Source organism: Dactylosporangium sp. McL0621 (assembly GCF_049995355.1).
In the GTDB taxonomy this organism is placed as follows: Bacteria; Actinomycetota; Actinomycetes; order Mycobacteriales; family Micromonosporaceae; genus Dactylosporangium.
Genome location: NZ_CP188259.1, coordinates 1,274,889 through 1,301,273, shown reverse-complemented (window position 1 = coordinate 1,301,273; position 26,385 = coordinate 1,274,889). Strand labels below are relative to the sequence as shown.

General features: G+C 74.0%; 19 protein-coding genes. 7 read left to right on the top strand and 12 right to left on the bottom strand.

Going from position 1 to position 26,385, the window contains the following annotated elements:
- Positions 1 to 53 precede the first annotated feature (53 nt).
- Complete coding sequence (locus tag ACPPVO_RS05940; protein ID WP_426510257.1) at positions 54 to 1,214, top strand: thiolase family protein; 1,161 nt, start codon at positions 54 to 56, stop codon at positions 1,212 to 1,214.
- A 20-nt stretch (positions 1,215 to 1,234) separates the two neighbouring features.
- Complete coding sequence (fabG, locus tag ACPPVO_RS05935) at positions 1,235 to 1,933, top strand: 3-oxoacyl-ACP reductase FabG (protein ID WP_426510256.1); 699 nt, start codon at positions 1,235 to 1,237, stop codon at positions 1,931 to 1,933.
- On the opposite strand, the gene ACPPVO_RS05930 is transcribed toward fabG, so the two are convergent.
- Genes ACPPVO_RS05930 through ACPPVO_RS05920 form a run of 3 tightly spaced genes read right to left on the bottom strand, consistent with a single transcriptional unit; the run spans position 1,934 to position 5,618 of the window.
- Positions 1,934 to 4,390, bottom strand: coding sequence for an Hsp70 family protein (locus ACPPVO_RS05930; RefSeq protein WP_426510255.1), 2,457 nt, complete (start codon positions 4,388 to 4,390; stop codon positions 1,934 to 1,936). It abuts the gene before it with no gap.
- A gap of 22 nt (positions 4,391 to 4,412) precedes the next feature.
- Positions 4,413 to 5,033 carry a Dps family protein gene (locus ACPPVO_RS05925; RefSeq protein ID WP_426510254.1) on the bottom strand — a complete coding sequence of 207 codons (621 nt, stop codon included), beginning with the start codon at positions 5,031 to 5,033 and terminating at the stop codon, positions 4,413 to 4,415.
- 27 nt (positions 5,034 to 5,060) lie between these two features.
- Positions 5,061 to 5,618: a TetR/AcrR family transcriptional regulator gene (locus ACPPVO_RS05920; protein ID WP_426510253.1), complete on the bottom strand. Its 558-nt coding sequence runs from the start codon at positions 5,616 to 5,618 to the stop codon at positions 5,061 to 5,063.
- 60 nt (positions 5,619 to 5,678) lie between these two features.
- Here ACPPVO_RS05920 and ACPPVO_RS05915 point away from each other — a divergent pair, with 60 nt between their 5' ends.
- The 3 genes from ACPPVO_RS05915 (at position 5,679) to ACPPVO_RS05905 (ending at position 8,889) form a co-directional block, all read left to right on the top strand.
- Complete coding sequence (locus ACPPVO_RS05915) at positions 5,679 to 6,059, top strand: nuclear transport factor 2 family protein (RefSeq protein WP_426510252.1); 381 nt, start codon at positions 5,679 to 5,681, stop codon at positions 6,057 to 6,059.
- Positions 6,060 to 6,199: 140 nt separating this feature from the next.
- Positions 6,200 to 7,486 carry a type VII secretion protein EccE gene (locus ACPPVO_RS05910; RefSeq protein WP_426510251.1) on the top strand — a complete coding sequence of 429 codons (1,287 nt, stop codon included), beginning with the start codon at positions 6,200 to 6,202 and terminating at the stop codon, positions 7,484 to 7,486.
- A complete protein-coding gene (locus ACPPVO_RS05905) occupies positions 7,483 to 8,889 on the top strand; it encodes a hypothetical protein (protein ID WP_426510250.1) in 1,407 nt (468 codons plus the stop codon). The genes ACPPVO_RS05910 and ACPPVO_RS05905 overlap by 4 nt, the downstream gene beginning before the upstream one ends.
- A gap of 3 nt (positions 8,890 to 8,892) precedes the next feature.
- Here the strand turns inward: ACPPVO_RS05905 and ACPPVO_RS05900 are convergent, their stop codons facing one another.
- The 3 genes from ACPPVO_RS05900 to ACPPVO_RS05890 form a co-directional block, all read right to left on the bottom strand.
- Positions 8,893 to 9,792 carry an SseB family protein gene (locus ACPPVO_RS05900; RefSeq protein WP_426510249.1) on the bottom strand — a complete coding sequence of 300 codons (900 nt, stop codon included), beginning with the start codon at positions 9,790 to 9,792 and terminating at the stop codon, positions 8,893 to 8,895.
- The gene (locus ACPPVO_RS05895; protein WP_426510248.1) at positions 9,789 to 10,283 is read right to left on the bottom strand and encodes an SUKH-3 domain-containing protein; all 495 of its coding nucleotides are present in this window, start codon (positions 10,281 to 10,283) and stop codon (positions 9,789 to 9,791) included. The genes ACPPVO_RS05900 and ACPPVO_RS05895 overlap by 4 nt, the downstream gene beginning before the upstream one ends.
- A gap of 168 nt (positions 10,284 to 10,451) precedes the next feature.
- Positions 10,452 to 10,856, bottom strand: coding sequence for a YwqJ-related putative deaminase (locus ACPPVO_RS05890; RefSeq protein WP_426510247.1), 405 nt, complete (start codon positions 10,854 to 10,856; stop codon positions 10,452 to 10,454).
- A 77-nt stretch (positions 10,857 to 10,933) separates the two neighbouring features.
- Between ACPPVO_RS05890 and ACPPVO_RS05885 the strand changes: the two genes are divergently transcribed.
- A complete protein-coding gene (locus ACPPVO_RS05885; protein WP_426510246.1) occupies positions 10,934 to 12,643 on the top strand; it encodes a right-handed parallel beta-helix repeat-containing protein in 1,710 nt (569 codons plus the stop codon).
- 82 nt (positions 12,644 to 12,725) lie between these two features.
- Positions 12,726 to 13,328, top strand: a complete 603-nt coding sequence (locus ACPPVO_RS05880; protein ID WP_360381315.1) for a hypothetical protein — start codon at positions 12,726 to 12,728, stop codon at positions 13,326 to 13,328.
- A 4-nt stretch (positions 13,329 to 13,332) separates the two neighbouring features.
- Here ACPPVO_RS05880 and ACPPVO_RS05875 read toward each other — a convergent pair whose 3' ends face one another.
- From ACPPVO_RS05875 to ACPPVO_RS05850, 6 genes are read right to left on the bottom strand one after another with little or no spacing between them, the layout of a single operon-like run.
- Complete coding sequence (locus tag ACPPVO_RS05875) at positions 13,333 to 13,794, bottom strand: TY-Chap domain-containing protein (protein ID WP_426510245.1); 462 nt, start codon at positions 13,792 to 13,794, stop codon at positions 13,333 to 13,335.
- Complete coding sequence (locus ACPPVO_RS05870) at positions 13,791 to 14,264, bottom strand: DUF6301 family protein (RefSeq protein ID WP_426510244.1); 474 nt, start codon at positions 14,262 to 14,264, stop codon at positions 13,791 to 13,793. The genes ACPPVO_RS05875 and ACPPVO_RS05870 overlap by 4 nt, the downstream gene beginning before the upstream one ends.
- 5 nt (positions 14,265 to 14,269) lie before the next feature.
- Entirely contained in the window at positions 14,270 to 15,121 is an 852-nt protein-coding gene (locus ACPPVO_RS05865; RefSeq protein WP_426510243.1) for an SUKH-3 domain-containing protein, read from the bottom strand.
- Positions 15,118 to 15,699 carry an HD domain-containing protein gene (locus tag ACPPVO_RS05860; RefSeq protein ID WP_426510242.1) on the bottom strand — a complete coding sequence of 194 codons (582 nt, stop codon included), beginning with the start codon at positions 15,697 to 15,699 and terminating at the stop codon, positions 15,118 to 15,120. Before ACPPVO_RS05860 ends, ACPPVO_RS05865 begins: the two co-directional genes overlap by 4 nt.
- Positions 15,683 to 16,426: a hypothetical protein gene (locus tag ACPPVO_RS05855; protein ID WP_426510241.1), complete on the bottom strand. Its 744-nt coding sequence runs from the start codon at positions 16,424 to 16,426 to the stop codon at positions 15,683 to 15,685. Before ACPPVO_RS05855 ends, ACPPVO_RS05860 begins: the two co-directional genes overlap by 17 nt.
- Positions 16,427 to 16,455: 29 nt before the next feature.
- Positions 16,456 to 26,349: a toxin glutamine deamidase domain-containing protein gene (locus ACPPVO_RS05850; RefSeq protein WP_426510240.1), complete on the bottom strand. Its 9,894-nt coding sequence runs from the start codon at positions 26,347 to 26,349 to the stop codon at positions 16,456 to 16,458.
- Positions 26,350 to 26,385 lie beyond the last annotated feature (36 nt).

Below are 26,385 nucleotides of genomic sequence, written 5' to 3'. Positions count from 1 at the left end.
AACGAGACGCTTCATGGGGTCCCGGGGCGACTAACAGTGTTAGTTTTAGGGGCATGCGAACCGTGTACTTTGCCGCCGCCCGGCGTACGCCGATCGGGAGGCTGCGTGGGGCGCTGTCCCACGTGCGGCCCGACGACCTCGCCGCGGCCGTGGTCAGGGAGCTGGTGTCGGACATCGACCCGGCGCGCGTCGACGAGGTCTACTGGGGCGCGGCCAACCAGGCCGGCGAGGACAACCGGAACGTGGCGCGGATGGCGGTACTGCTGGCGGGTCTGCCGGACAGCGTGCCGGGCGCGACCGTCAACCGGCTCTGCGCCTCCGGGATGGAGGCGGTCACGATCGCGGCCCGCACCATCGCCGCGGGCGAGGCCGACGTCGTCGTGGCCGGCGGGTCGGAGTCGATGAGCCGGGCGCCGTTCGTGCTGCCGCGGCCCGAGGACGCCCTGCCGCACACGATGTCCATCGCCGACACGCGGCTCGGCTGGCGGCTGGTCAACCCGCGCATGCAGGAGCTGCACGGGCTGCTGAGCATGGGCGAGACGGCCGAGGAGGTCGCCGCGCGGTACGGCATCGGCCGCGAGCGCCAGGACGCGTTCGCGCTGCGCAGCCACCAGCGGGCCGCGGAGGCGACGAAGAACGGCCACTTCGCGGCCGAGCTGCTGCCGGTCGAGGGGGTCGGGGCCGACGAGGGCATCCGCGCCGACACCAGCCTGGAGAAGCTGGCCAAGCTCAAGCCGGTGTTCCGCGCCGGCGGCACCGTGACCGCGGGCAACTCCTCGCCGCTCAACGACGGCGCGGCCGGGCTGCTGCTGGTCAGCGAGGACTTCCTGGAGGAGTCCGGCCTCGAACCGCTGGGCCGGTACGTGGCCGGCGCCTCCGCCGGCGTGCACCCGGACGTGATGGGCGTCGGGCCGGTGCCGGCGACCCGCAAGGCGCTCGCCCGGGCCGGCTGGAGCATCGGCGACGTGGCCCAGGCCGAGCTCAACGAGGCCTTCGCGGCCCAGGTGCTCGCGTGCGCCGGCGAGCTCGGGCTCGACCCGGAGATGATCAATCCGGACGGCGGGGCGATCGCGATCGGGCACCCGCTGGGCTGTTCGGGCGCGCGGATTCTCACGACGCTGCTGCACCGGCTGCGGCGCACGGGCGAATCCCGCGGGCTGGCGACGATGTGCGTTGGGGTGGGGCAGGGTTCCGCGGTCCTTGTAGAAAGATGATCTTGGGGAAAGGGTCTGAGATGCGATTCGAGGGCAGGACGGCCGTCGTCACCGGCGGCGCGCAGGGCATCGGGGCGGCCACCGCGGCGCTGCTGCGCGAGCAGGGCGCCGAGGTGGTGGTGCTCGACCTCAAGGGCGGCGACGGCGTCGTGGCGTGCGACGTCACCGACCGGGCGCAGGTCGACGAGGTGTTCGCCGGCATCGGCCGCATCGACATCCTGGTCAACAACGCCGGGATCACGCGGGACAACCTGCTGTTCAAGATGCCGTTCGACGAGTGGCAGGCGGTGCTCAACACCAACCTGACCAGCATGTTCCTGTGCTGCCAGGCGGCCCAGAAGGTGATGGTGCCGGCGCGGTACGGCCGGATCGTCAACCTCAGCAGCCGCTCGGCGCTGGGCAACCGCGGCCAGGTCAACTACGCCGCGGCGAAGGCGGGCGTGCAGGGGCTCACCGCGACGCTGGCGATCGAGCTGGGGCCGTACGACATCACCGTGAACGCGGTCGCGCCCGGCTACATCGCCACCCCGATGACCGCGGCCACCGCCGAGCGGGTCGGCAGCACCGCCGAGGAGCACCAGGCGATGGTGGCCGAGCGCACGCCGCTGCGCCGGGTCGGGCAGCCGGAGGAGGTCGCCGCCGTCATCGCGTTCCTGGCCAGCGACGAGGCCTCCTACGTCTCCGGCCAGACCCTCTACGTCAACGGCGGCGCCCGCTAGCTACTTCAGTACGAGGTCGACCTCGGCGACGTCGCCGGCCTGGCGGTCCTTGTGGTCGCCGAGGTCGACCAGGCGCAGCTTGTACGTGCCCGACAGATCCTTCTTGACCTGGAACGCGAGGTCCGTGCCGACCGCCTTCTGCCCGCCCGACAGCGCCTCGTTCGGCGCCGTGTCCGGGCCGACTTCGGTGTTGTCCGGCGCGCCGAGGCGGAAGTGCTCCTGGCCGACGTACTCGCTGGACTTGCCGGTGTACTGGATGTCGACCTTGCACATCACCACGCGGTAGCCCTTCTTCGCCTGCCCGTTGTAGTCGTAGAAGCCGCCGCGCAGGTCGCACGAGGTGAACGTGGCGGTCACATCGTGCACCGTCACGGTCTTGTCCTTGACCAGGTTGACCGGCTCGTACGCGTTGACGTCCCCGGTAGCCAGCGAGATCTTCGGCTGCTCGCGGTCGGCCTCGCCGAAGATGAGCTCGCCGGTGGCGATGCTGACCTTCAGCGGGTCGTAGATGGCGAAGTCGAGGTTGTAGTTGCTCTTCTGCCCGCCGGCGACGGTGGTGTTCTCGCGGAAGCTGCTGGTGTACTGCTGCCCGCCGACGTTGAACACCGTCGGCAGGTACGGCCGGTCGTTGTCCGAGCCCAGGTTCTCGACCACGACCTCGGCCGACAGCTTCGGCTGGTTCTCGTCCTTGGCGTCGTAGACGACCTTGTTCACGGTCACCTTGAACTGGCTGTACCAGATCGTCTTGTTCACGGCGACGGTCTGCTGGGCCGCGCCGGGCTTGGCGTTGCCGGTCGGGGCCGCCCCGCCGTCGGCCCCGTTGCCGCCGTTGCCCGCGTTGGCGCCGTTGCCGCGGCTCCCGGCGCCGGCGGTGCCGGTCCGGTCGGTGTCGGGCTTGTTGTTGCCGACGGCGTTCCAGGCGACCGCGCCGCCGACGCCGAGCAGCAGCACGGCGCCCACGACGATGAGCACGAGCAGCCCGGTCTTGCTCCCCCCGCCCGGGCGCGGCGGCGCGACGGGCCGGAACGGCGGCGCGACCGGGGGCGGCGCCCCGAACACCGCGGTCCGGTTCGGCGGCCCACCCATCGGCGGGCCGCTCATCGGGGGCCCGCTCATCGGCGGTCCACCCATCGGCGGGCCGCTCGTCGGCGGCGACTGCGGGGTGGCCGCCGACTGGAAGGCGGCGGGCGAGACCGGCCCCGGCACCGGGGCCGAGGTCGGCACGGTGGACATTCCGGGGCCCGAGACGGGAATCGGCGCCGGGCCGGAGACCGGGGCGTTCGGCGGCTGCATCGGCATCGGCGGCATCGGGGCGCCCATCATCGGCGGGCGCGGGCCGGGCGGCGGCGCGCCCTGCGGGAACGCGGCCGGGCGCGCGGGCATCGCGGCGAGCACGCTGCCGAGGGCCACCACGAGCTCGGGCTGCTCGATCAGCGTCGGGGCCACGCCGAGCCGCTGGTGCAGCAGCGTGCTGACCATCGGGATGCGGCTGGAGCCGCCGACGAGGAACAGGCCGCCGATCTGGTCGGTGCGCACGCCGGCCCGCTGCAGGGTGCTCGCGGTGAGGTCGACGGTGCGCTGCAGGTACGAGCGGGACAGCTGCTCGAACTCCGAGCGCGTGATGTGGATATCGGTCTCGAACACCGGCAGGTGCACGCTCGCCGTCGAGGAGCGCGAGAGCTGCTCCTTGGCCGAGCGCACGTCCTCGCGCAGCAGGTGGTGGCGGCGCCGGCCGGCGTCGTCGGCGGGCTCCACCAGCTGCCGCCAGCGCTCCGGGTCGCTCGCGGTGAGCGACTGGCCCAGGTGGCCGATGATCGCGGCGTCGAGGTCGACCCCGCCGACGTCGGGCAGGCCGTCGCTGGCCAGCACGTCCCAGCCGCCGTCGGGGCGGCGCCGCAGGATCGTCGTGTCGAAGGTGCCGCCGCCGAAGTCGTACACCACCAGCACCCCGCCGGGCACGATGTTGCGCCCGAGGATGCTGGTGAAGTACGCGGCGGCCGCGATCGGCTCCGGCACCAGGATCGGCGACGGCATGCCGGCCCGGGCCGCCGCGTCGGCCAGCACCGAGCGGCGGTGGGTCGCCCAGTTCGCCGGATAGGTCAGCACGGTGCGCACCGGCATGATCCCCAGCACCCGCGACGCCTCGTCGGCGGTGCGCCGCAGCAGCGCGGCGAGCAGGTCGGAGACGGCGTACTCGCGCTGGCCCAGCAGCACCGTGCCGTCGTCGACGCGCCGCTTGGGGTTGGGCTCGAAGCGGGACGGGTCGAGCCGGGCACTGCGCTCGGCGTCCCTGCCGACGAGCAGGTGCCCGTCGACCTCGGCGTACACCGACGACGGCAGCAGGAAGCTGGCGTCGAACAGCAGCGGCTGGCTTCGACCGTCGGCGGCGGTCAGCGCGGCGACCGTGTGGGTGGTGCCCAGGTCGACGCCCAGCTGCGACTCGATATGCCTCGTCACGCCGACACGGTAACGCCTCCCATCAACGCCGCCCGTTGGCGGCTGCCCTCGCCTCCTCCTCGGTCCGCACGAGGGGGGTGTCGACCAGGTGCTCGGCCAGGAACCAGGCCTGCAGCTCGTTGGTGCGGATGATGTCGGAGACGAGCAGGTCGTTGGTGCCGTCGTCGCCCTGCTCCATGACCCGGGCCGCGGCGTCGTGGGTTTCCTGCAGGATCATCTCGTGCGCCTCCAGGAGCCGGGAGAGCATCGCCGGGACCTCCTCGGCACCGTCCGGCGGCCGCGGTACCCGGGTCAGCTCGGCCACGTGCCGCGGGTCCCCGACCGCGATGCCGCCCAGCGTCTGCACCCGCTCGGCCAGGGTGTCGACGAGCTCGATCTGCTCGTCGGCGTGCTTGTCCAGCAGCAGGTGGAGCTGGTAGAACGTCGGGCCGCGCATGAGCCAGTGGTGCTTCTTGTAGAGCGCGTAGAGGATCTGGGTGTCGGCGAGCACCTGGTTGAGCCGTTCGCACGAGTACATCCGGGATTCGTAGGACAGCGCGACCGGGAACTGGCGCAGCTGGCCGAAGCGCTGGATCTCGTGGCCCTGCTGGTGCAGCCAGGGCTGGCTGGCGGCCTGGCTGCTTTTCTTCTTGGTGGCTGGCATGACGCGCCTGTGCCCGTTCGCCGCCGCTCAACCCTCACCCGGAGCGGTGACTCCGTCGCGGATGAGCCCGACGAGCCGCCGGGCGTGGGCGGCATCGGCCGCGGTGACGGCCGCGCCCGCGGCGACGGTGAGCAGGTCGAGCGCGGTGACGCTGGGGCGCAGCCGGGGCGCGGCGAGCTCGAACAGGCCGGCCGCGGCCGCGTTCACCGACGCGTGCCACTCGTCGAACAACGTGGTCCGGCGCCCGGTCGGCCCCTCGGTCGCGGCCAGGGCGAGCGGGCGCTTGGTCGCGACGTGCTCGACGAAGTCGTCGAGCCAGGCGAACAGGGCGGCGAGCGGGTCCCCGGCCCCGCGCAGCTGCTCGCCCCGCCGGCACAGGGCCGCGACCTCGTCGGCGTAGACGGCCACGAGCAGGTCGCCGCGGGTCGGGAAGTGGCGGTACAGCGTCGCATTGCCGACACCGGCCCGCCGGGCGACCTCGTCCAGCGCCACCTCGTTGCCGGCCTCGGCGACGAGCGCGCGGGCGGCGGCGAGGAGGCGGGCCGCATTGCGGGACGCGTCGGCGCGCTGGCTAATCGGGGACATCCCCGCTTATGCTACGCGAGCGTGTAAACGGGGAGATCCCCACTTAGCCGAGGAGCGCTCATGGCCCTGACCGCCGAGGACCGCATCGCCATCACCGACCTCATCAACCGGCACGGGCACCTGGTCGACGCCGGCGACCACGAGGGGCTGACCGCCGTGTTCACCGAGGACGTGCCCTACGACGTGAGCGACCTCGGCGGCGGGGTGCTGCACGGGCTGGCCGCGGCCCGGGCCGCGGCCGAGGCGCTGGGCGACGCGAACCCGGTCGCCCACCACGTGACAAACATCGTGCTCACCGAGGCCGCCGACGGATCGGTGCGGGCGCTGTCCAAGGGCCTCGGCGTCCGGCGGGACGGCACCGTGGGCAGCGTGACGTACGAGGACACCGTGGCGCGGGTGGACGCCGGCTGGCGGATTACGCACAGAGTGGTCCGCCGGTGATCGCGATCGGCCCGCGTGGGGGGATGATGAAAGGGTGACGCGGTAGGCTGTCCAGCCTGCCGCCATAGGGTGAGCGGGATAGGTAAGCTGCGATCCCGAACGGCTAGTTGAACGGCTCGAGCTACGGGGGTGCCGGCCTGATGACACAAGCGCCCGTGTCCGCGCGGGGCGGCGCCCGCCCCGCCGTGCGGTCCGACGGACGCGGCCCGAGCCGACCGGCCGGGGCGCCCGAGGCCGCGGCCGACCGGCCGCAGCTGCGGCGCCGGGCCGGATACGTCGGCGGCGTCCACATCGGGCGCCTGGTGCTGGTCGAGGCCGTCCTGTTCGCGATCGCGGCCGTGCTGCCGCGGGGCCCCGTGGTCACCGGGATCGCCGGCGCGCTCGGGCTCGCCGTCCTCCTCGTGGCCCTGCTGCGCAGCCGCGGCCGCTGGTGGCTGGAGCGGCGCGCGATGTCGCGCGAGCACGACCGCCGGCGCCGGGCCGCGCCCGACCCGAGCCCCGAGCCCGACCGCCGCCTGGTGATGCTGCGCACCCTCGCGCCCGGGATGCTGGTCCGGGAGGTGACCGGCGCGACCGCCGAGGCCCCCAAGATCGGCATCGGGTGCGACGCCGCCGGTTGGTACGCCGCGGCCGTCGTCGGCGCCGAGACGTCCATGCGCGGAGATGCCGAGCCGGGGGTACCGCTGGATCTCCTCGCCCGCGTGCTGGACGAGGCCGAGCACCCTGGCGCGGTCGTCCAGGTCAGCACCGTCAGCGTCCCCGCGCCGTGGCAGCGGGTCGACAACAACCAGTTCGCCGCGCGCTCCTACCGCGACCTGCAGCACCTGCAGCCCGGCCCCGCGCTGCCGGCCGAGCGCACCACGTGGGTCGCGGTCCGGCTCGAGGCCCGCTCCCGCGCCGAGGTCGGCATGGCCGGCAGCTACGACGCCGAACACGCGCCCGCGCTCGTCGGCTCGCTGATACGCAAGGTCGGCCGGCTGCTGCGCGACGCCGGCCTCGAGCACCGCATCCTCACCGGCGACGAGCTCACCGACGCCCTGACCCGGGCCTGCGAGCTCGACCCGGACGCGCCCGGCGAGGCCTGGCGGCCGCAGGAGGAGTGGACCGCCTGGCGCTCGGGTGAGCTCTCCCACAACGTCTTCTGGCTGCGGACCTGGCCCCGGCTCGAGAACACCTCGGCGCTGCTGGAGCACCTGATCTCGCTGCCGTCGGCCTCGTCGGCGACCTCGCTGGTGCTGACCCGCGACGGCGAGGGGCTGGCGCTGCGCGGCCTGGTGCGCGTCTCGGCGCCGGCCGCCGCCCTGGAGCCCTCGGCCCGCGCGGTGACGGAGGCCGCGACGGCCGCCCACGCCGAGCTCGTGCGCCTCGACGGCGAGCACGGGCCGGGCATCTACGCGTGCGCCCCGACCGGTGGCGGTGCCAAGTGAGCCACCCGCAGCAGCCGCCGGCCGACCGCGAGCCGCCCGAGGAGCAGCGCGGGCGGCACAGCGCCGAGCCGCCCCCGGAGCAGCTCGGCTTCTACCGCGGCGCCGCCGGCCGGGCCCAGGTCCCGGCCCAGCCGCAGATCCCCGCGCAGCCGGCCCAGTACGCGGCCGACCCGGCGCAGGCCCAGGCGGCCGCGGCGTACGCGGCGCAGCTCCAGGCCGCGCAGGCCGCCCAGGCCCAGGCCCAGGCGTACGCGCAGGCCCAGGCGGAGGCCGCGGCCCACGCGCAGGCCCAGGCCGCCTACGCCGCCCAGGCGCAAGCTCTGGCGCAAGCTCAAGCTCAAGCTCAGGCGCAGGCTCAAGCTCAGGCGCAGGCCCAACAGGCGCAGGCCCACCAGGCGCAGCAGGCGCAGGCCGCCCAGGCGCGGGCCGCCGTCGTACCGCAGCAGGCCAGGCCGACCGGCCGCGAGCACGTGACGACCGAGGTGCGCCCGGCCGCCGCACCGCCGCAGTTCGACCTCGAGACCTCGCTGTCGCGCTCCGCCGCGCCCAGCCTGCCCTGGCAGCAGGCCCAGGCGGCGGCCGCGGCGCCCGGCACCGCCCAGCGCCAGGCGGCCGGCCCGGTGCAGGCCCGCCCCGAGGACCTCGCGATCCGGCAGGAGGGCCCGACCGGCCCGCCGCCGCGCGCCCAGGCCGCCCCCCGCCGGCTCGGCAAGCCCCTCGCCCCGAGCCTGCCGCGGCTGCACGTGGGCTGGCACGACGTGAACGCGGCGGCGCTGAAGCAGATGCGCGGCGGCACGGGCGCGACCGGCCTGATGCTCGGCGTGGACTACCAGCGCCAGCCGGTGCCGATCCGGCTGTTCCGCGCCGAGTCGACCCGGGTGACCCTGGTCGGCGGGCTGTGGGCGCAGCGGCTCCTGGTGTTCCGGACCCTTGCCCTGGGCGCCCGCGTGATCGTGATGACCGGCGACCCGCGCCCGTGGCAGGGGCTCGGCGAGTGGGCGACCGGCCTCAACGACCGGCTGGTGCTGTGGAACGACCCGCGCCCGCCCGCGGCCCCCGCCAGCGCCCGCCAGCCGCTGCTGATCGTGACCGACGTCAGCCAGGTCGGCTTCGGCGCCCGCCCCGAGCTGGGCCCGTGGCAGACGCAGGTGACGGTGGTGCGCAAGCTCGGCGCCGAGCACGCGCACACGCTGCAGGGCTGCAACCTGGTGATGCTGCAGAAGCTCAACCGGCAGGAGGCCGCGGTGGCGGGCTCGGCGCTCAACCTCACGGAGAGCGGCGCCGGCCTGCTGCAGGAGATGACGCCGGAGATGCTCGCGCTCATGGGCAGCGGCGCCAACCGGTACGTCTGGCTCTCCCCCACCAGCGTCGAGCAGCAGTACCACGGACCGCCGCAGCGGTGAGCCTCAGCCGTCGTCGCGCGGCCGGTTCCGCTCCTGCATGGCCACGAGGAACAGCCGGTACATCTCGGCCAGCGCGTCGTGCGGGAGCTCCATGCCGTTCGTGCCGCCCGGGTTGAGCCGCAGCGCCGCGCCGCCCTCCCCCGAGCTCTCCGGCCAGGCGACCACGATGTCGATGAACGGCACCGCGACCCACTCGCGGTCGCCGAGCTCGGCCTGCAGGTGCGCCACCGACGTGAAGGCGAAGACGACCTCCCGGCCGTCGACCAGCTCGGTGCGCCACCAGGGGAACTCGGGGTCGGTGACGTCGCGGGAGATGCTGGGCACGATCCGGTCGGTGCGGACCACGGTCCAGTAGGCCGCCTCCGGGTCGTCCGGGTCCGGCTGCGGGTTGGCCTCGGCGAGCTCCTGCTCGGTCGGCAGCGGCAGGAGCAGATGGGCCTCGAGGAGGGCGGCCATGTACGCCTCCCGGTCCTCGGCCAGCACGGCCCGGCGCAGCGCGTCGTCCAGCGGCCACCACTGCGGCTCCCACGGCGGCAGGGTCCGCACCGCCTCCGGCGACAGGAACGCCTGCAGCGGCAGCCCCGGGTCGACGGCGATGCCCCAGCCGCGCTCCTGGATGGCGTGCACGACCTCGAACAGCGGGGTGCGGCGCACGTACGGGATCTCGGGCGGCAGGGCGGCGCCGGAGGTCCACGCCAGCACGTAGGTCACGCCGCCGGCCGGGGACGTCGCCAGGGTCACCGGCTCGCGCCCGGCGGCCGCGGCCGGGCTGATCGGCACGTACAGCGCCTCGTCGGACAGGGCCTTGCAGTACGCGATCTCGTCCCCCGCCGCGACGGCCGCGGCCATCGCCTCCTCGGCCTCGGTGCTCGGCCGCCACTGCTCGTAGCCCGGCAGCGTCATGACCAGGTGCCGTCGTCGGCGATGCGGGCCGGGAGGCGGCCGCCCAGCAGCGTGGCGATCGCCTCGTCGAGGGAGGCGCCGGCGTACCAGTCGGCGGTGTGGTCGAGCACGAACACGCGGCCCCGCTCGTCGACGGCGAGCAGCCCGGCGCCGTCGTCCTGCTCGCCGATCGGGGTCAGCCGCGACCGGACCAGCTCGCCGAGCTCGGCCAGGGTCGAGGCGGCGTGCAGGCCGCGCAGCGGGTCGAAGACGATGCCGGTGCGGGCGACCTCGGCGCCGTCGCCCTCGGCGCGGACCGTGAGCCCGCCGAACTCCGCGAGCGCGGCCAGGGCGGCGGGGACCACGGTGTGCTGGTGCCCGGAGGGCGAGGCGTGGGAGGCGAGCGCGAGGCCCCACATGCGGGCGCGGGGCAGCACGTCGCGGCCGGGCTCCCACCCGGCCTCCCGCAGCGCCGTCTCGACGTCGGGAGGGAAACGGCCCGGCGCGCTCATGCCGTCACCTCCGCAAGCTCCGGTGCCGACATGACGAAACTGCGCCCATGATGACCGGCCCCTCCGCTCCGCTCCGGACCGCTCATGCCGCCACCTCCGCAAGCTCCGGTGCCGACATGACGAAACTGCGCCCATGATGACCGGCCCCTCCGCTCCGCTCCGGACCGCTCATGAGTCCCCCACCTCGATCCCCAGCCAGTCGAGCAGCGCGGCGCAGGCGCGGCACGGCCGGGCCGGTTGCCCGTGCACGGGGTCGCCCTTTTCGCGGATGTGGACGAGCGACAGGCGCGCGCCCCACAGCTCGGCCCGCGCGGCCGCGGGGGTCAGCGGCGCGCCGCCGAAGAGGCGCTCGGCCTCGTGCAGGCGGTCGGAGATGAGGACGATCTCCGCGCAGTAGCCGGCGTAGCGCTCCCGCGACTCGACCGGCAGCTCGTGCAGGAACCGGCGGATCAGCGAGTGCAGCTCGGGCGGGGTGTCGCCGCGGACGGAGGTGTGCTGGAACACCGTGTCGCCCACCAGCAGCGCGCCCGCGGTCAGCGGCAGTCTGCGGCCGGTCGTCGCCCTGGTCGCCATGCCGGACAGCCTAGCCGCCACCGCGTTCGCCGGTCGCCCATAGGCGGGCGTCGTCCTGAGCGCGGCTGACTGCGATAATGCGAGTGCACCTAAAAACCTCATTACCGGGGGCTACGATTCGCACACTTCTCGTCTCACCGCAGCAGCGGGGTGCGTACGCCACCATCGGCGACGCGCTCGCCGCGGCCACCGACGACTCGGTGATCGCGGTGGCCCCGGGCACCTACGCGGAAGCCATCTTCGTCACCGGCAAGCGCCTGAAGCTGGTGAGCTCCGACCCGTCGGGCGGCCCCGTCACGCTCGACGCGTCCGCGATCCCCTATCCGGCCGTGAGCGTGCGCAACGGCGCGCTGACCATCGAGGGCTTCACCCTGCGGGCGGCCGACGCCCCGGTGGTGACGGCGCGCGGCACCCAGCTCGCGCTGCACGGCTGCGACATCAGCGCCCGCTTCGGGCCGGGCGTCGACCTGGCCGGCGGCTCGATCGACATGCGCAAGTGCACGGTGACCGGCGCGCAGTACGGCGTGGTCGTCGAGGACGCCCCGGGCACCATCGACGACTGTCAGATCAGCGAGGTCGCCGAGGACGGCATCATCGTGCGCATCGGGGCCGACCCGGTGATCACCGCGACCGTCGTGCGGGGCTGCGGGCGGCGGGGCGTCTACGTGTACCAATTCGGAAAACCGACGCTCGAGGGCTGCGAGGTGACCCAGACCGGCGACGCCGGGGTGGTCGTGGCCCACCAGAGCTCACCGACGATCCGCCGCTGCAAGATCCATGACACCCAGGGCGTCGGCATCTCCGTCGCACGCGGCTGCGGCGGCGCGATCGAGGAGTGCCAGATCGAGAACACCGGCGTGCCGGCCGTCGACATCGCCGAGGGCGCGACCACGACGCTGGTCACCGCCCGGCCCGACGCGCCGCCGCTGTCGATCGGCGACGGCAGCCCGGCCGCCGGCGGGGACGCGGCCGCGGTCGAGGCGCTGCTGGGCGACCTCGACACGATGGTCGGCCTGGCCAGCGTCAAGGACGAGGTCCGGGGGCTCATCGACGAGATCCAGGTCAACGAGTGGCGGCGCAGCGCCGGGCTCTCGGTCGGCGCGATGAGCCACCACCTGGTCTTCGCGGGCGCGCCGGGCACGGGCAAGACCACCGTGGCCCGCATCTACGGCAAGCTCCTCGCCGCGCTGGGTGTGCTGCCGAAGGGCGCGTTCAAGGAGGTCTCGCGGCGCGACCTGGTCGGGCAGTACCTCGGCCACACCGCCGAGAAGACCTCGGCCGCGTTCGAGGAGGCGCGCGGCGGCGTGCTGTTCATCGACGAGGCCTACACGCTGTCGCGGACCATGGGCTCGGGCGGCGACTTCGGCCAGGAGTCGATCGACACGCTGGTGAAGCTGATGGAGGACCACCGGCACGAGATCGCGGTGATCGCGGCCGGCTACACCGCCGAGATGGACGACTTCATCTCGGCCAACCCGGGCCTCGCGTCGCGGTTCACCAAGACGATCGTCTTCGAGAACTACAGCCCGGAGGAGCTCGTGCGGATCGTGCGCCGGATGTGCGCCGCCGACGACTACGTCCTGGGCGACAACGTGGAGCCGGCGCTGCTGCGCCACTTCGCGGCCGTCGAGCGCGACGCCAACTTCGGCAACGCCCGCGACGCCCGCAAGCTCTTCGAGTTCATTCGCAAGGCCCAGGCGCAGCGCCTGCGGGTGCTGGGGCGCCGCCCCAGCCTCGACGAGCTGCGCATCCTCGAACTGGCCGACCTGGAAGCGGTGGTGGCATGAGCGGTACGGAGCGCAGCGGAGTGGCCGCTCGCAGAAAGCACAGCCTCAACTGCCGGCACCGGAGCGAAGCGGAGGTGTCGGCATGACCGAGCCCGTGTCCGAGGCGCAGGCCGAGGAGTTCCGCGCGACCTGGACGCAGACCTGGCACAACTACGCGAAGCCGTTCCTGGTCACCAACATCGTGGTGGCCCTGCTGTGCTTCATGATCGGCTACGTGATCGCCGGCTACCCGGGCATGATCCTGCTGCCGGTCGCCGTCGTGGGCGGCGTGACGCTGCTGCAGCGGGCGGCCAGCCGGGGCCACGGCCTGCGCCTGTCCCCGACCGGCGTGGAGTTCCTGCGCCGCGACGGCAAGGTCGTGCGCATGCGCTGGGCCGACATCCAGGGCGTGGTGGTCATCAACCGCCGCTCCGGCACGGTGATCGCGCCCTACGGCGTGGGCCGGGCCGCGGCGCAGGCCGGCGTCGACATGTTCGCCGACGCCAACACCGGCCCGGGCATCACCGGCGTCGGCGAGATCCTCGACCACACGCAGGCCGAGCGGCAGCGCCAGCAGGGCCCCGTCTGGGTGCCGTTCGGCGACCCGCTGACGGTGAACATGAGCCTGGCCATGATCGACCGCGGCTGGCCGGCGGGACGCATCGGCGAGTGGTTCCGCCGCTACCGCCCCGACCTGCTGCCGTAGCCGGCTACGCCTGCGGCTGGACGCCGGGGATCTCGACCTTCCAGGGCTTGTTCTCGTCCTTGCTGTCCCAGGCGCGGTACGTCAGGTGGTCCGGCCCCGGCACGCCGTTGACGTCGCGCAGCGCGACCACCACGGCCTCGACGAGCTCCCGGTACTCGGCGCTCGTCGGCGGGTACTCGACGAACCGGTGCCAGCGGTACCCGTCCTCGTACACCGGCGGCCGCCAGCCGTGCGCCTCGAGGAGCCGCTGCCCCTGCGGGGTCGGCACCTCCACGACCGACTGGTCCTGCACGGTCTCGCCGCTCACCTCGGCGAACAGCTCGTCGGGATACTGCGCGAACTGCGCGTTCTGCCAGGGCTGGCCCCGGCGGTTGAGGACGAGCAGGATGCCGCCGCCCATGCGGCCCAGCGTCTTGCGCAGGCCGGCGGCGAACTCGTCCCACGTCGGCGGCGTCGGCGCGGTCATTCGGCGTCCTCCAGGTCCTCGGCGCGCCACAGGTACACCCGGACCCCGAGCTTCTCGCGCGCCGCGGTGAGCACCGACTCCCCGACGCGCCACTTGAGCCGCGGGGAGTTCCCGCCCTGCAGCGCGTAGGGCCGGCCGAACGCGGCGGTGAGGGCGCGGCCCGTCACCGAGAACGCGTCCTGCCGGAAGTCGTCCAGCTCCGGGGTCGACGGCCGCGGCAGCACCGAGTGGACCGGCACGACGACGGTCTTGGCCGCGCCGTCGGGCAGCAGGCCGATGGCGGCCTCGCCGAACCCGAGACCCGGGTCGCAGAACTTCGCGAACGCGCTGCCGCCCGGCAGCTCCGGCCAGCCCAGCTCCGCCATGATCTGCTCCGGCGCCGCCCGGCCCAGCAGCGGCCGCACGGCGAGGATCCGGCGGGCCAGCGCTACGACCTCGTCGCCGCTGAGCATCCGCATGTCGGTCGACATGCGAACTACCTTAGCCAACCGGTGTCCGCCCGGTGCACCGCATCCGGAGCCGCGCCGCGAACGAGCGCGGTGAGGGCCTCGTCGATGTCGCGGCCGAGGAACCGCTCGACCTCGCCGGCGGTGCCGATGCCGAAGCGCGGGTGCAGCACGATCTCGCAGTTCCAGTCGGGCACGGAGCCGATCGGCAGCAGCGGGCCGCCGAGCCGCCCCTCCGCGTCCGCGAGCCGCGCGGGGTCGCTCGGCGGCCCGTCGGGCCGCAGGTGGAAGGCGGTCACGCGCCAGTCGCGGCCGTAGCCGTACACGGGGAAGGTGAGCCCGCCGAACTCGGCGAGGATCGCCGCGCGCGGCGGGTCCAGGCCCGGCTCGACCGGGACCTGGCGGCCGGGGGTCCAGCCGATGGTCAGCAGCACGTCGTACACGTCGGGCGGCAGCCGGAACTGCATAGGCGTGGGCGGCTCGAACGGGCCGGGCATGCGCGGCAGCAGCGCCTGGTGGGCCTGGCCGCACCGGTCGGCGTGGACCCGCGGCGGGAAGTGGGCGCGCTCGGTCATCACGTCGAGCAGCGCCTCGGGCGGGGCGACGCCGTGGCGCTCCAGGTAGTACTCCAGCGCCAGCGGCCAGACCCACTCGCCGTCGGTGCGGTAGCCGCGCGGCACCGCGGGCTCGGCCTGCGGGTCGAGCGCGTCGCGGCCCCGGGTGAGCGGGTCGCGGAGGATCCAGGAGCCCCGGCGCAGGTAGCGCAGGACCCGGTGGAACCGGCGGTTCTCCGCGGTCATCTCGCCGGGCACGAGCTGCCCGCCGGTGTGCTCGCCCAGCACGGCGAAGCGGAACGGCTCGTCGGACTCCCCGATGCTCATCGTTGACCCTCGTCGAGATCGGCGTGCTCGGCCTGCCAGTCGCGGTACCAGTCCTCGAACCAGGGCCGCCCGGCGGCCAGCGGCACGATGGTGGCGACCGTCTCGCGGTAGTACGAGGCCCGCTTGGCCGGGCGCGGGTGCGTGCGCAGCCGCTGGACGTTGCTGAGCCGGTCGGCGAGCTTCACGGCGAGCGCGGCGTCGGGCGCGCCGCGCAGGGCGGCGAGGTACGCGCCCCGGTCCCCCTCCTTCGTGACCCACCCGACGAGCTCGGCGACCCGCGGGCCGAAGCGCTCCCGCACCTCGTCGAGCGTCGTCGGGGTGTCCTCGACGACGTCGTGCAGCACCGCGGCGCGCAGGGTGTCGGGGTCGCGCTCGCCGACCCCGTCGACGAGGACCTCCAGGGCCTCCAGCAGGTGCTCGACGTACGGCTCCCCGGCCGGGCGGCGCTGGTCGCCGTGGCGCTCGGCGGCGAAGGCCAGGGCCTCGTCCAGCGCGGCCAGGGTGTCCGGGCCGAGCGCGCCGGCGAACCGGGCGCGCAGCGCGGGCCAGCCCACGGAGCCGTCAAACGTGCGCGGCACCGGCGGCACCTCCCGGGGCCTCGAAGGTGGTGGCGTGCACGGCCGGGGACGTGCCGGTCAGCCGCACGGAGTTGTTGCGCTTGCTCCAGACGGCGACGATGGTGTACCCGGACTGCTCCGACGGCAGCGTGACGTACCCGGGCGACTCGGCCGGGGCCGCGACCGTCCAGCCGCCGGCGTGCAGCGCGCCGGCGATCTGCCGCAGCACCGCCTCGGGCCCGGCGCCGGCGGGCGGCACGGCGAGATACTCGCCCTCCGTCCGGTACTGCTCCTCGGCGAGCACGACCGAGCCCGGTCCGATCCGGTGGGCCTCGGGCTCGCGGGTGCGCCGCACCCGGGCCCCGCTCACCGCCCCGGCCGCCGCCGCGAGCTGGGCGTCGAGCCACGTGCGGGCGTACTCCAGCCAGCGCCCCATGTCGTCCCAGCCCGCCGGGGTCGGCTGGGTGTCGGGGCGGGGGCGCACGCCGATCGGCTCGCCGGCCTCGAGGTGCCGGGCGCGCCACTCGCGCCAGGAGGGCAGCGGGATTCGGGGGGCTTCCGGGTGTACCGCCGACGTCTCGAAATCCGCGATGAGCCTCCGCTCGCGCAGGGCCGCCCGCGCCGCCCCGACGTCGGCGCGCACGGCCTCGTCGTCGGGGTAGTCGCGGCCGTCGACGACGAAGGCGGGGGTGAGGTCGTCGTCGGCCTCACCCAGCCGGAACACGTACAGCGTCTCGCGCTCGATCACGTCGTCACCTCCGCTTCGCTCCGGACCGCTCACGAGCTGTCCTCCAGCTGGTCCAGCGCGGCCGCCTCCTCGAACGCCTCGCGGACCGCCTGGGCGTCGGCCGCCGAGAGGGCGACGTAGGGCTTGTAGAGCGAGTTGTGCTCGATGTCCGCGGCGATCGACGAGCGCAGCGTGGTGAGCTGCAGCTCGATCGCGTACTTGTGCCCGTTGACCTCGATGCCGATGCAGAGCGGGATCACCCGGTACTCCGGGCTCTTCGACTTCGGGGAGGCGTACATGTTGTCCACCTCCACGATCCGGCCGCCGTCGCCGACGCCGAACTCCTGGACGACCGCCTGCAGCGTGCGCCACAGGCTCTTGGTGTCGGGCACGGTGATGCGCGCACCGACGGCGTCGATGATATCGCCGACGCGGTACCAGGGGCGGCCGGGCGCGTTCTCCCGGCCCCGGCTCATCCGGCCGACCTTGTCGATCAGGCCGTCGGCGTCCTTGGCCCGGCTGTTGTAGTCCACCGGCCCGTCCGTCGTCTCACGGATCCGCTGGGCGATCTCCCCCAGCACCCGGTCGACCTCGGGCTTGAGCTCGTCCTTGAGCCGGTCCGCGTACTCGCGCACCAGCCCCATCTCGGCCTCGCTCGGGTGCGCGCCGACGTTGAGAGCCGGGTCGGAGTCCTTGAGCTCGGCGACGTACCGGTTCATGCGAGTCTGCTCGACCCCGTCGACCACGACCTTGTTGACCCAGTCCGGCACCTTCTCGTAGAGCGGCCCGCGCCCCGGGTTGTCCTCCAGGAACAGGTGCAGGTCACCGCCGTAGCGGGCCAGGGCGTCGCCGCGGGCCAGCTCCTCGATGTGGCGCAGGACGGTGTCGCGCAGCTCGGGGTTGCGCAGCGAGTTGGTGACGTTGAGCGCGTGCGGGTCGTCCAGCAGCTTCTCGACCACGCCCGCCAGCTCCGGCGAGTGCGGCGCGATGCGCTCCTGGACGAGCTGGTGCGCCTCTAGGTTCGCCCGGGCGTGAGCATGATCCGCCGCAGCTCCGGCTCCGACGGGATGATCGTGCGCGCCGCCCGCAGGGTCTGCTCCGCCTGCTCCCGGGTGATCTCCTGGGAAGCCGGCGGCGGGCTCGCCGCGAAGAATCGCTCCAATGTCGACAGCCGGATGGTCACCGCCCGGCTCGTCCCCGGGGTGGCCTCCGAGATCGTCACCAGGTCCGCCGTCGCGAGGTCCGGGGTCGCGTGGAACCGGTACGCCACCGTCGGGCTCTCCTCCACCTTCAGCATCACCCCCACGGCCGCCGGGCTCGGCGTCGTGGACTCCAGGAGCAGGGTGACCCACCCCTCCTGCCGGTCCCGCGGGCTCTCCGGCTCGATCCGCAGCACCGTCGCGCGGGTCCCCGTGCCGTTGCCCAGCCTCATCCCCGGCTCGATGATGCCCCCCATCTGAAAGCCCGAGAGCATCAGACCCTTGCCCGTCCAGTCGAACAGCTTCTCCACCATGAAGCGGATCACCGGCACCCCCTCCGTGTTCGCGCAGTGTCGCGGCCAGCGTGTCGCGGTCGGCGAACGCGGCCGGGCCGAGCTCCACCACGCGGCCATCCGGCCAGGCGACCGCGGCGATGCCCTGTTCCTCCATGTGCCGCACCAGCGACGGGTCCTCGGCCACCCGGACCTCGACGCCGCGCAGGTCGACGCCGGCCTCGTGCGCGACGGCGTACGCGTGGGCGGCGGTCATCGGCTCACCCACCGGCGGCGGCACGTGGTCCGCCGGCGGCACGTGGTCGGACGGCCCGCCGTCGTGCGGGGGCGGTCCTCCGTCGTGCGGCGGCGGCCCTCCGTCGTGCGGCGGCGGCCCTCCGTCGTGCGGCGGCGGTCCACCGTCGTGCGGCGGGGGCGGTCCACCGTCGCTGTGCATCCGTCCCTCGATCGCGGGCGGGTCCTCGAAGCCGATGTACCGCAGCCGCAGCTCGTACCGCTCGAACCCGACCTGCCGCAGCTCCGTCACGTGCAGGCGCGACCCGGCCGGCAGCAGCGCGTGGCCCGCGGCGTGCTCGTTCGCGCCGCCGATCCAGGCGATGGGCGTTCCCGCCGGCGCGTCGACGACGACCCGCACGTTGCCGAGATCCGCGCGTTCGCCGCCGTCCAGCCGCAGGAACGAGTTCACCGTGACGTCGCCCTCGACCAGGCGCGGCAGCTCGGTCAGGTTGTGCAGGCCGAGGCTCCGCAGGTCCATCTGGCCGTCGATGCGCAGATCGGTGGGCGACTCGCGCATCAGGTCCTGGATACGGTACGCGTCGGCGCGCAACGACCGGTCGCTGGTCTCGCCGGTGCGCATGAACTGGTCGAAGCTCGAGTCGCCGCCGCCGCGCGCGTACCGCTCGATCGCGCCGCGCTGCGGCTCCGACCAGTCGGCCGCCTGCCGGGCGCTCTCCCGCTCGACGAACTCCGGCGACGCCGCACGGAACGGCGAGCCCTCCGGGTCGAAGTGCGGCGCGTGGTTCGTGGCGAGGTCGAGCTCCGTGGCCGCCTGGTGGTGCGCGCGGCCCTCCGGGCTGTCGAGGTACCTGTCGATCTGCCCCTCGAAGTCCGTGTGCTTGCCCTGGGCCGCGTTCAGCTCGTCGACGGCGCGGGCGGCCTCACGGACCGTCATGCCGTGCGCGAACTCGCCGGTCTCCTTGTACGCCAGCTCGCGCAGGGTGTCGTAGATCAGGTGACCGGGGTTCTCGGGGCGCAGGTACTGGCTGCCCAGGCGGGCCATCTGCCGGACCGTGGCCGGGTCCGGCGGCCGGTTGTGGCCCTCGATCGTCGCGTCGCGCCGGGCGGCGAGCTCGGAGGCCATCCGCGCGGCCGGCTCCCCGGTCAGCCCGGCCGTGGCGACAAGCGCCGCGATGTGCTCGTCGGACAGGTTGCGCAGGGACGCGGCCGCCCGGTTGGTGTCGTGCGGGGGCAGCGTCGGCTCGCCGTCGCGGCTCGGGCCGTGCAGCGGCTCCTGGCCCGTCCGCTCGGCGAGCAGGCGGTCGACCTCGGTCAGCACGTGGTCGGGACGGGCCGGCGGGCGCGGCTCGCCGGTCGGCTCGTGTACGGGCGGCGCCTGCCGGTCCACCTCGCCCCGGATGTGGTCGCGCAGCTGGTCCGCGCCCTGGAAGGCCAGGTCGGCGTCGGTACCGGTGCCGTTGCGCTCCGCCGGGAACGGGAAGCCGTCGGCGTCCGGCCCGTCGTGGCGCGGGGACTGCAGGAAGTCGCGCACCCCGGCGCCGTCGACCTCGATCACGCGGCCGTCGGTGAGCTCGACGCGCAGGACCGCCGAGTCGCCGAGACGGCCCATCTCGACACCGTGGGAGACGCGGCTGATGCCGGCCACGCCCTCGATCTCGCCGGGCCGGTTCAGCTCGGCGACCGCCCGGTCGAAGGCCTGCTCGCCGCGCGCCCGCGAGTGCTCGGTCGGGCCGTCGCCGACGTCGGCCCGGAACTCGGTCCGGGTGAGGTCGGCGCCGTTGTGCACGAGCGCGTCCCGGGTCCGGGCCACGTGGTCGGCGACCGGCCGGTAGTGGCCGCTGGCGTTGTCGACCTCGACGAGCCGGCCGTGGTCGATCCGCATAGTGCCGGCCCCGTCGACCGCGCCGCCCGCGAACAGGCTCGAGTGGCGGGTGTTCTCGGCCTGGAACCGGTACGCGTGGATCTCCTGCGTGTGCGGGTCGACCGCGTAGATGAACTCCCCGTGCAGGGGCAGGCCCTCGTGGTCGTACAGCCGGCCCTCGGAGAAGCGGACCGTGGCCCGTTCCTGCTGGGCCTCGTTGAAGTAGGGCACGTTGTTGGCGCGGTCGGCGTCGATCGTGTGCTGCGGCAGCTCGATCGGCTCACCGTGCAGCCGCGGCCCCTCGACGGTGATCCGCGGCGGCGGGACCGGGTGCTCGGGATCGGGCTGCGTGAACTCGATGCGGGTGTGCTCGATCTGCCGCGCGGTGGCCGCGTCGATGCCGTGCTCGGCGTGCACCACGATGTGCGGCGGCGCGCCGTCGACCCACGTGCTCGGGTCCGCGGCGCCCTCCAGCAGGTGCCGTACGTGCGCCTCGACCTCGTGCGGCGCCGCGCCGTGCCAGGCCATCGCGGGCGGTACCTCGGCGTGCCAGACCCGGCCGGCGTTGCTCACGTGCACGCCGTGGACGCTCTCGGGGTCGTGCTGCCCGAGGCTGTCCGGCAGGTGCGTGCCGTTGGCCCGCGCCTCGGCCTCGGCGGCCAGCCGCGCCGCCCGCGCCTCGAACTGGTCGAGCCGCTTCATGTCGGGGTTGAGCTTCGAGTGGTCGAAGGGGTGGTCCGTGTCCCTGATGTCGAACGTCCGGACCGTGGTCCGGCTGCTGTCATCGACCAGCACCGGCCGGCCGGTCTCCGGGTCCCGCACGACGCGGGTCCGGCCCGGACGGGCGGGGTCGGGCTCGGTGACCGCGTCCATCCGGGTGGTGCTGACCTTGTGGTACTCGACGTGGACCCGGCCCTCGCGGATGTCGGTCAGCAGGGTCGGGTGCTCGCGGTACAGCCGCAGCATCTGCGGGTCGTTCTCGAGCATCCACTTGAGGTAGGGCCCGCTGCCCTGCTCCGCCTTGCCGTTGATCTCGGGTACGAAGTGCCCGTTCGTGCCGCCGGCGCCGCCCTTGGCCTCCCAGAGGTCGAGCCGGTTGTACCCGTCCGGCGCGCTGCCGGACTCGTCGTAGCGCAGCGCGATGATGTCCAGCTCGTGCTGGCGGGCCGAGCCGGGGTCGCCGCTGAGGTGCACGTGTTCGGGGTTGACCTCGGTGTGCGGCGGCAGGTTGCCGTGCATCGCCTCGTGGAACGCCACGCCGAGGCCGGCGTGCATGCCCACCGTGCTGCTGGACATGCGCACGACGTGCATGTCGCGGTTGTACTGGTCGTGCAGCTCCTTGAACTTCGCCGCGTACTCGGTGCTGCCGGGGCGGGTCGCGAGCTCCTCGAGGGACTCTTTGAAGCCCTTGCCGGGCTCGAAGTCCGAGGGCTCCAGCTCGAGCCCGAGCTCCTCGTTGATCTCCTCGATCAACGCGGCCCGCTCGTCGTGGAACTTCTGGTTGGCGGCCTCGTGGGCGTCGTGGTACGCCTGCGAAACGTCGTGGACGGCCTCGACCGGGAGGTCCGCGCGCTCCGGGTGGTTGGCGAGCTCGTGCGGCTCCGGGGGGCCCGCGTGCGCAGGGACGTCGATGCCCTGCCGCCCGGGGGTGTCCCAGTCGGTGACGTAGCCGTTCTCGTCACGCAGCTGCCCGTCGGGGAGCCGCCACGTGCCCTTGGGGTCGTTGGCCATGTGCAGCCGTTGGTCGTCGCCCCGGTACAGCTCCCGCGGCACGTGGGTGCCGCGCGCCACCGGCTCCTCGGACAGCTCGAAGGGCTGGTAGCGGTCGACCGGCTCGTCGGCGCCGCCCGCGTTGCGCGGGTGTTCGCCGGCGTGCTCGCCGCCGGCCGGGTGCAACGGCTCACCGTGCTCGTTGACCGTGATGGACCAGACGCCGGCGACGTTGTCGTGGTACATCGGCCCGTGGTCGGAGATGATGCCGCGCTGCAGGTCGACCCAGACGATGTCGCCGTGGATGTTGAGCGCGTTGAACGCGTGGCCCTCGCCGGTGTCGCCCCACTTGATGACGACGATCGCCCCGGAGCCGTCGCCCGCCCGCTCCAGGTCCCGCACGACGCCCTCGAAGCCGCCGGGGTTGTCGCCGTGCATCTGCCACTCGCCGCCGGTCCACTCGGCGATGCGGTCGGCCCCGCGGTGCTCGCCGCCGGCCTGGGGGTCGCGCATGGAGCCGGCGACGGTGGGCTCGCCCAGGTGGTTGGCGAGCCCGGCCATGGAGACGTCGGCGCAGTTGTTGTTGCGGCCCGGCTCCGTGTGGCCGCCGTCGTTGGCGCGCAGCGCCCAGTCGCCCTCGCGGACGTCGGGCGACTTGAGCGGGTTGCCGTCCGCGTCGCGCGGGAAGCGGGACTCGAGCTCGTGTACGTCGCGCGCGGTCGGATGGTCCATCTCGTGGCCGGGCCGCGTCTCGCCGACGGACTGCCCGTCGCCGAGGCGCCCGAGCGACTCGGGCGGTCGCTCGCTCTCGGTCCGCGTCGTGTGCTCGCCCGGCTGGTGCTCGCCCGTGCCGGTTTCGTGCTCGCCCGGCTGGTGCTCGCCCGTGCCGGTTTCGTGCTCGCCCGGCTGGTGCTCGCCCGTGCCGGTCTCGTGCTCGCCCGGCTGGTGCTCGCCCGTGCCGGTCTCGTGCTCGCCCGGCTGGTGCTCACCCGCGCCCGGCTCGTGCCCGGACGGCTCGTGGGGGCCGGTTGTGGGTTCGTGCGCCCCCGCGGTCTCGTGCGGGTCGATCGGGTTGATCCCGAAGTCGCGCACGAACGGCTCGCACGACGAGCACGGCGGCGCGAACTCCCCGTGCTCCTGCCGCGACCCGTCCCCGATCCAGTGCGTGGAGACGACACCGTCGCGGAGGTGGTCGCGGGCGTAGGACGGGAAGTCCCCCGGCTCGCCGGCCTCGTGCCACTGCCGCTCGAGGTCGTACAGCTTGTCGGAGACCAGCACCACCTCGGCGCACTTGCCGTGGTTCTGCCCGATGCGCTTGTCGGGATCGTTCTCGGCCGCCGCGCGTATCTCATCCAGGACGCGTTGGGCTTCCGGGTGTACCTGCACGTCGGTGGGCGTACCATCCCCGTGCTTCATCGGCCGCGTGCTCGTGTGACTCTGGATCGTCGGGTCCTCGGGCGTCAGCAGCGCCCCGGCAACGCGAACCCGGTTCTTCTTCCCGAGCCCCTCGTCGTCCATCTGATCGCGAACGGCATCGGCGAGATCCCGCGCCGACCGGTCGACGGCCGCCCGCCCCTCGGGGCTGTTGGGCTCCCCTTCGAAGTGCTGCGGCGGCCCTTCGTAGCTACGCGTACCGTCGGCGGTCTCGGTCGTGGAAAGCTTGGACGGCGGCGGCTCTTCCCCGCCCCCACCTCCGGGCCGGTCCCCGGGCGGCGGCGGATTGTCGTCGCCCCCGCCGGGCCCTTCGCCCCGCTCACCGGGCGGCCGCTCCCCGGGCCCGTGCTCGCCCCCGGGCACCGTGTCGGTCCCCCGCCCGCCCGCGGCCCCTTCGTGCACCGAAACGGGCCGGGTCGGCACGGTCCCGGTGTCGGTACCGCCGATCCGAACCGGCATATCATCAAGCCGGGGAATGGGCACGAACACAGCGGCCGGCTCATCGGCCCGATGCCGCCCGCTAGCGTCGCCGCGCTCGGTCCCGTCATGCACCGGCGCGTGCTCGGCCCCGCGGACAGGCTCCCCCGCGTGAACGGGCTGCGCACCCGGGTCATGCTCCCCGGGCCGAGCCCCGTTCTCACCGGGCCGCGCGCCACTGTCACCAGGCCGCGCACCGTCTTCACCGGGCCGCGCACCGTTCTCGCCAGGCCGCGCACCGTTCTCACCAGGCCGCGCACCGTCTTCACCGGGCCGCGCACCGTTCTCGCCAGGCCGCGCACCGTTCTCACCAGGCCGCGCACCGTCTTCACCAGGCCTGCCCGAATGCTCACCGGGCCGAGCCGAGCCATCCCCGACCTGCGTGTGCTCGCCAGGCCGCGCCCCGTTGTCCCCAACCTGCACGTGATCGCCCGGCCGAGCTCCGGCCTCGCCCACCTGCACGTGATCGCCCGGTCGGCCCCCGGTCTCCCCGGCCCGCACATGCTCGCCCGGCTGCGCCCCGTGATCCCCGACCGGCGCATGTTCCCCGGGCCGGGCCTCGGTCGACTCCGGCGCCCGGAAAGACCCATTGGTGCGGTTCTCCTCGGCCGTACGCCCACCCTCGGTCGTACGCGCCCCGTCCCCGCTCCGATCCCCGGCCCGCCCGGACTCCCCGGTCCTGCCCTGATCCCCGCGCCCGGTCCCGTCGCCGCTACGTCCGGTCTCCCCGGTCCGGGCCTGCTCACCAGTCCGCGTCTGCTCACCGGTCCGAGCCTGCTCACCGCCGCGCCCGGTCCCGTCAGCACCCCGGCCGGTCCCGTCGGCGCCTCGACCGGTGGCGTCCGTCGTTCGCCCGGTCGCATCCGTGGTACGCGCCCCGGCATCGGTGGTCCGCGCCCCCGTGTCGGTGGTACGCGCTCCGTCCGCAACCCCCGCCGGCCGGTCCGCGCCCATGACGGCCGCGGGATGCTCGGCCACCGTCGACCCACCGGAACCCGCCGCCGCCCGATCCCCGGCCGGCCCGCCATCGGTTCCGGCATGCGCACCGGTGTCGGTCGCCGCGTGAGTCCCCGTCTGGGTATCTGTCACGCGCGGCCCGGTGTCGGCCCGCTGCGTGACCGGGTCTCCGGCCGTCTGCGTGACCGGCTCGCCGCCGCGCTGTGTAACCGGATCCCCGCCGCGCTGGGTGACCGGGTCGCCGCCGCCCTGTGTGCCGGAATCTCCGCCACCGTGAGAGCCCGTGTCCCCGCCACCGTGGGAGCCCGCGCCGGCGTTGGAGTCCACGGGGGCAGCGATCGAGCCGCCGGCCGGATTGTCCGAGGCCGGTGCGATCGATTGCCCGTCCCCCGGAGTGTAATCCGCCCCTGTGACACCCGTCCCGGACCGATCACCGCCCGTAGTGCCGCCGTCACCGGTAGCCCCGCGATCGCCGGTCGCGCCGGAATCCCCTGTCGCGCCACGGTCGCCCGTCGCACCCGTGTCGCCCGTAGCACCACGATCGCCAGTCGCGCCCGAGTCGCCGGTAGCGCCTCGATCACCCGTCGCGCCCGAGTCGCCCGTCGCGCCCGAGTCGCCCGTCGCACCACGGTCACCCGTTGCGCCAGAATCGCCCGTCGCGCCGGAGTCGCCCACGTTGCCCATGTCGCCGAGGTTCGGGTCGCCCACGTTGGTGTCGCCGAGGCCGTGGGTGCCGTTCTCCCCGGTGGCGCCCGTCTCCCCCGTGCCCCCCGTCTCGCCCGGCCGGCCGGTCTCCCCCGGGCGGCCGGTCTCCCCCTCGACGTGCGGAGCGGCGGCCCCGTGCGGGTTGCGCAGCGCGCCGATCCCGCCCATGGTGCCGCCCATCCCGGCCCCGGCCAGGAACGTCTCGAGGGAGATGCCCTGCGTGATGTTCTTCCAGCTCCAGTCGCCGGTCATGAAGCCGGTGGTGAGCATCATCGACGCGGGCATGATCGCGGCGTTGGCCAGGCCGTGCACGCCCATGTTGGCGGCGACCCGGGGCCAGCGGCTCTTGATCGGCAGGTGGACGAAGTTGAGCGGGAAGGTCAGCGCGCCGGTGATGGCGCCCGAGACGAGGCTGTTGAGCAGGGAGTGGGTGTCGAGCTCCTTGCGGGTGCCCTCCTGGATCTGGATCTCCTGCGCCAGCCAGTCGGTGCCGACGGAAAGCGCGATCTGCTGTACCTCGTGAATCACGAACTTCACGAAGAGCTTGCGGATGATGCCCTTGCCCACCCACTGGATCAGGCGCTGCAGGACGCGCCCGGCGATCGTGCGGGCCGTGGCGACCGCGGCGCCGGCGGCCGCCTCGGAGCCGCCGAAGGTGAACGCGGCGAGGATCTGGCAGATGACGATCGTGATGACCGTGATCACCAGCGTGATCATGAGCACGAGCTTCGCGTACTCGATCTCCATGGCGGCGTTCTCGGCCCCCGCGGAGTAGTTGAGCGCCATGTCGGCGACCTGCGGCAGGCCGTGCTGGGGGCCGACGGCGAGCCCCGACCAGTACGTGTTGAAGGCCTCGCCCGCGTCGCCGCCCCACGACTGGGCGATCTGCATGGCGAGGGTGTCGGCGTTGTTGAGCGCCCCGTTCAGCTCGGTCGCGAGGTCCTGCCAGGCGTGCGCGAGATCGCGCAGCTCGTCCTCGTTGCCCTCCGGCCACGCGGAACCGCCGCCGATGATGCAGACGGCGTCCCACAGCCAATCGACGGGATGAAGGTCGGGCTTCTCAATGGCCAACTTGGACGGCTCCCCGTGTCAACCCGCGAGGGGCCG

Excerpts from the sequence above, each read along its gene's own strand:
- ACPPVO_RS05940 (WP_426510257.1), top strand. The coding sequence starts at position 54 with ATGCGAACCGTGTACTTTGCCGCCGCCCGGCGTACGCCGATCGGGAGG.
- fabG (WP_426510256.1), top strand. The coding sequence starts at position 1,235 with ATGCGATTCGAGGGCAGGACGGCCGTCGTCACCGGCGGCGCGCAGGGC.
- ACPPVO_RS05925 (WP_426510254.1), bottom strand. The coding sequence starts at position 5,033 with ATGCCAGCCACCAAGAAGAAAAGCAGCCAGGCCGCCAGCCAGCCCTGG.
- ACPPVO_RS05920 (WP_426510253.1), bottom strand. The coding sequence starts at position 5,618 with ATGTCCCCGATTAGCCAGCGCGCCGACGCGTCCCGCAATGCGGCCCGC.
- ACPPVO_RS05915 (WP_426510252.1), top strand. The coding sequence starts at position 5,679 with ATGGCCCTGACCGCCGAGGACCGCATCGCCATCACCGACCTCATCAAC.
- ACPPVO_RS05910 (WP_426510251.1), top strand. The coding sequence starts at position 6,200 with ATGACACAAGCGCCCGTGTCCGCGCGGGGCGGCGCCCGCCCCGCCGTG.
- ACPPVO_RS05900 (WP_426510249.1), bottom strand. The coding sequence starts at position 9,792 with ATGACGCTGCCGGGCTACGAGCAGTGGCGGCCGAGCACCGAGGCCGAG.
- ACPPVO_RS05895 (WP_426510248.1), bottom strand. The coding sequence starts at position 10,283 with ATGAGCGCGCCGGGCCGTTTCCCTCCCGACGTCGAGACGGCGCTGCGG.
- ACPPVO_RS05890 (WP_426510247.1), bottom strand. The coding sequence starts at position 10,856 with ATGGCGACCAGGGCGACGACCGGCCGCAGACTGCCGCTGACCGCGGGC.
- ACPPVO_RS05885 (WP_426510246.1), top strand. The coding sequence starts at position 10,934 with ATGCGAGTGCACCTAAAAACCTCATTACCGGGGGCTACGATTCGCACA.
- ACPPVO_RS05880 (WP_360381315.1), top strand. The coding sequence starts at position 12,726 with ATGACCGAGCCCGTGTCCGAGGCGCAGGCCGAGGAGTTCCGCGCGACC.
- ACPPVO_RS05875 (WP_426510245.1), bottom strand. The coding sequence starts at position 13,794 with ATGACCGCGCCGACGCCGCCGACGTGGGACGAGTTCGCCGCCGGCCTG.
- ACPPVO_RS05870 (WP_426510244.1), bottom strand. The coding sequence starts at position 14,264 with ATGTCGACCGACATGCGGATGCTCAGCGGCGACGAGGTCGTAGCGCTG.
- ACPPVO_RS05865 (WP_426510243.1), bottom strand. The coding sequence starts at position 15,121 with ATGAGCATCGGGGAGTCCGACGAGCCGTTCCGCTTCGCCGTGCTGGGC.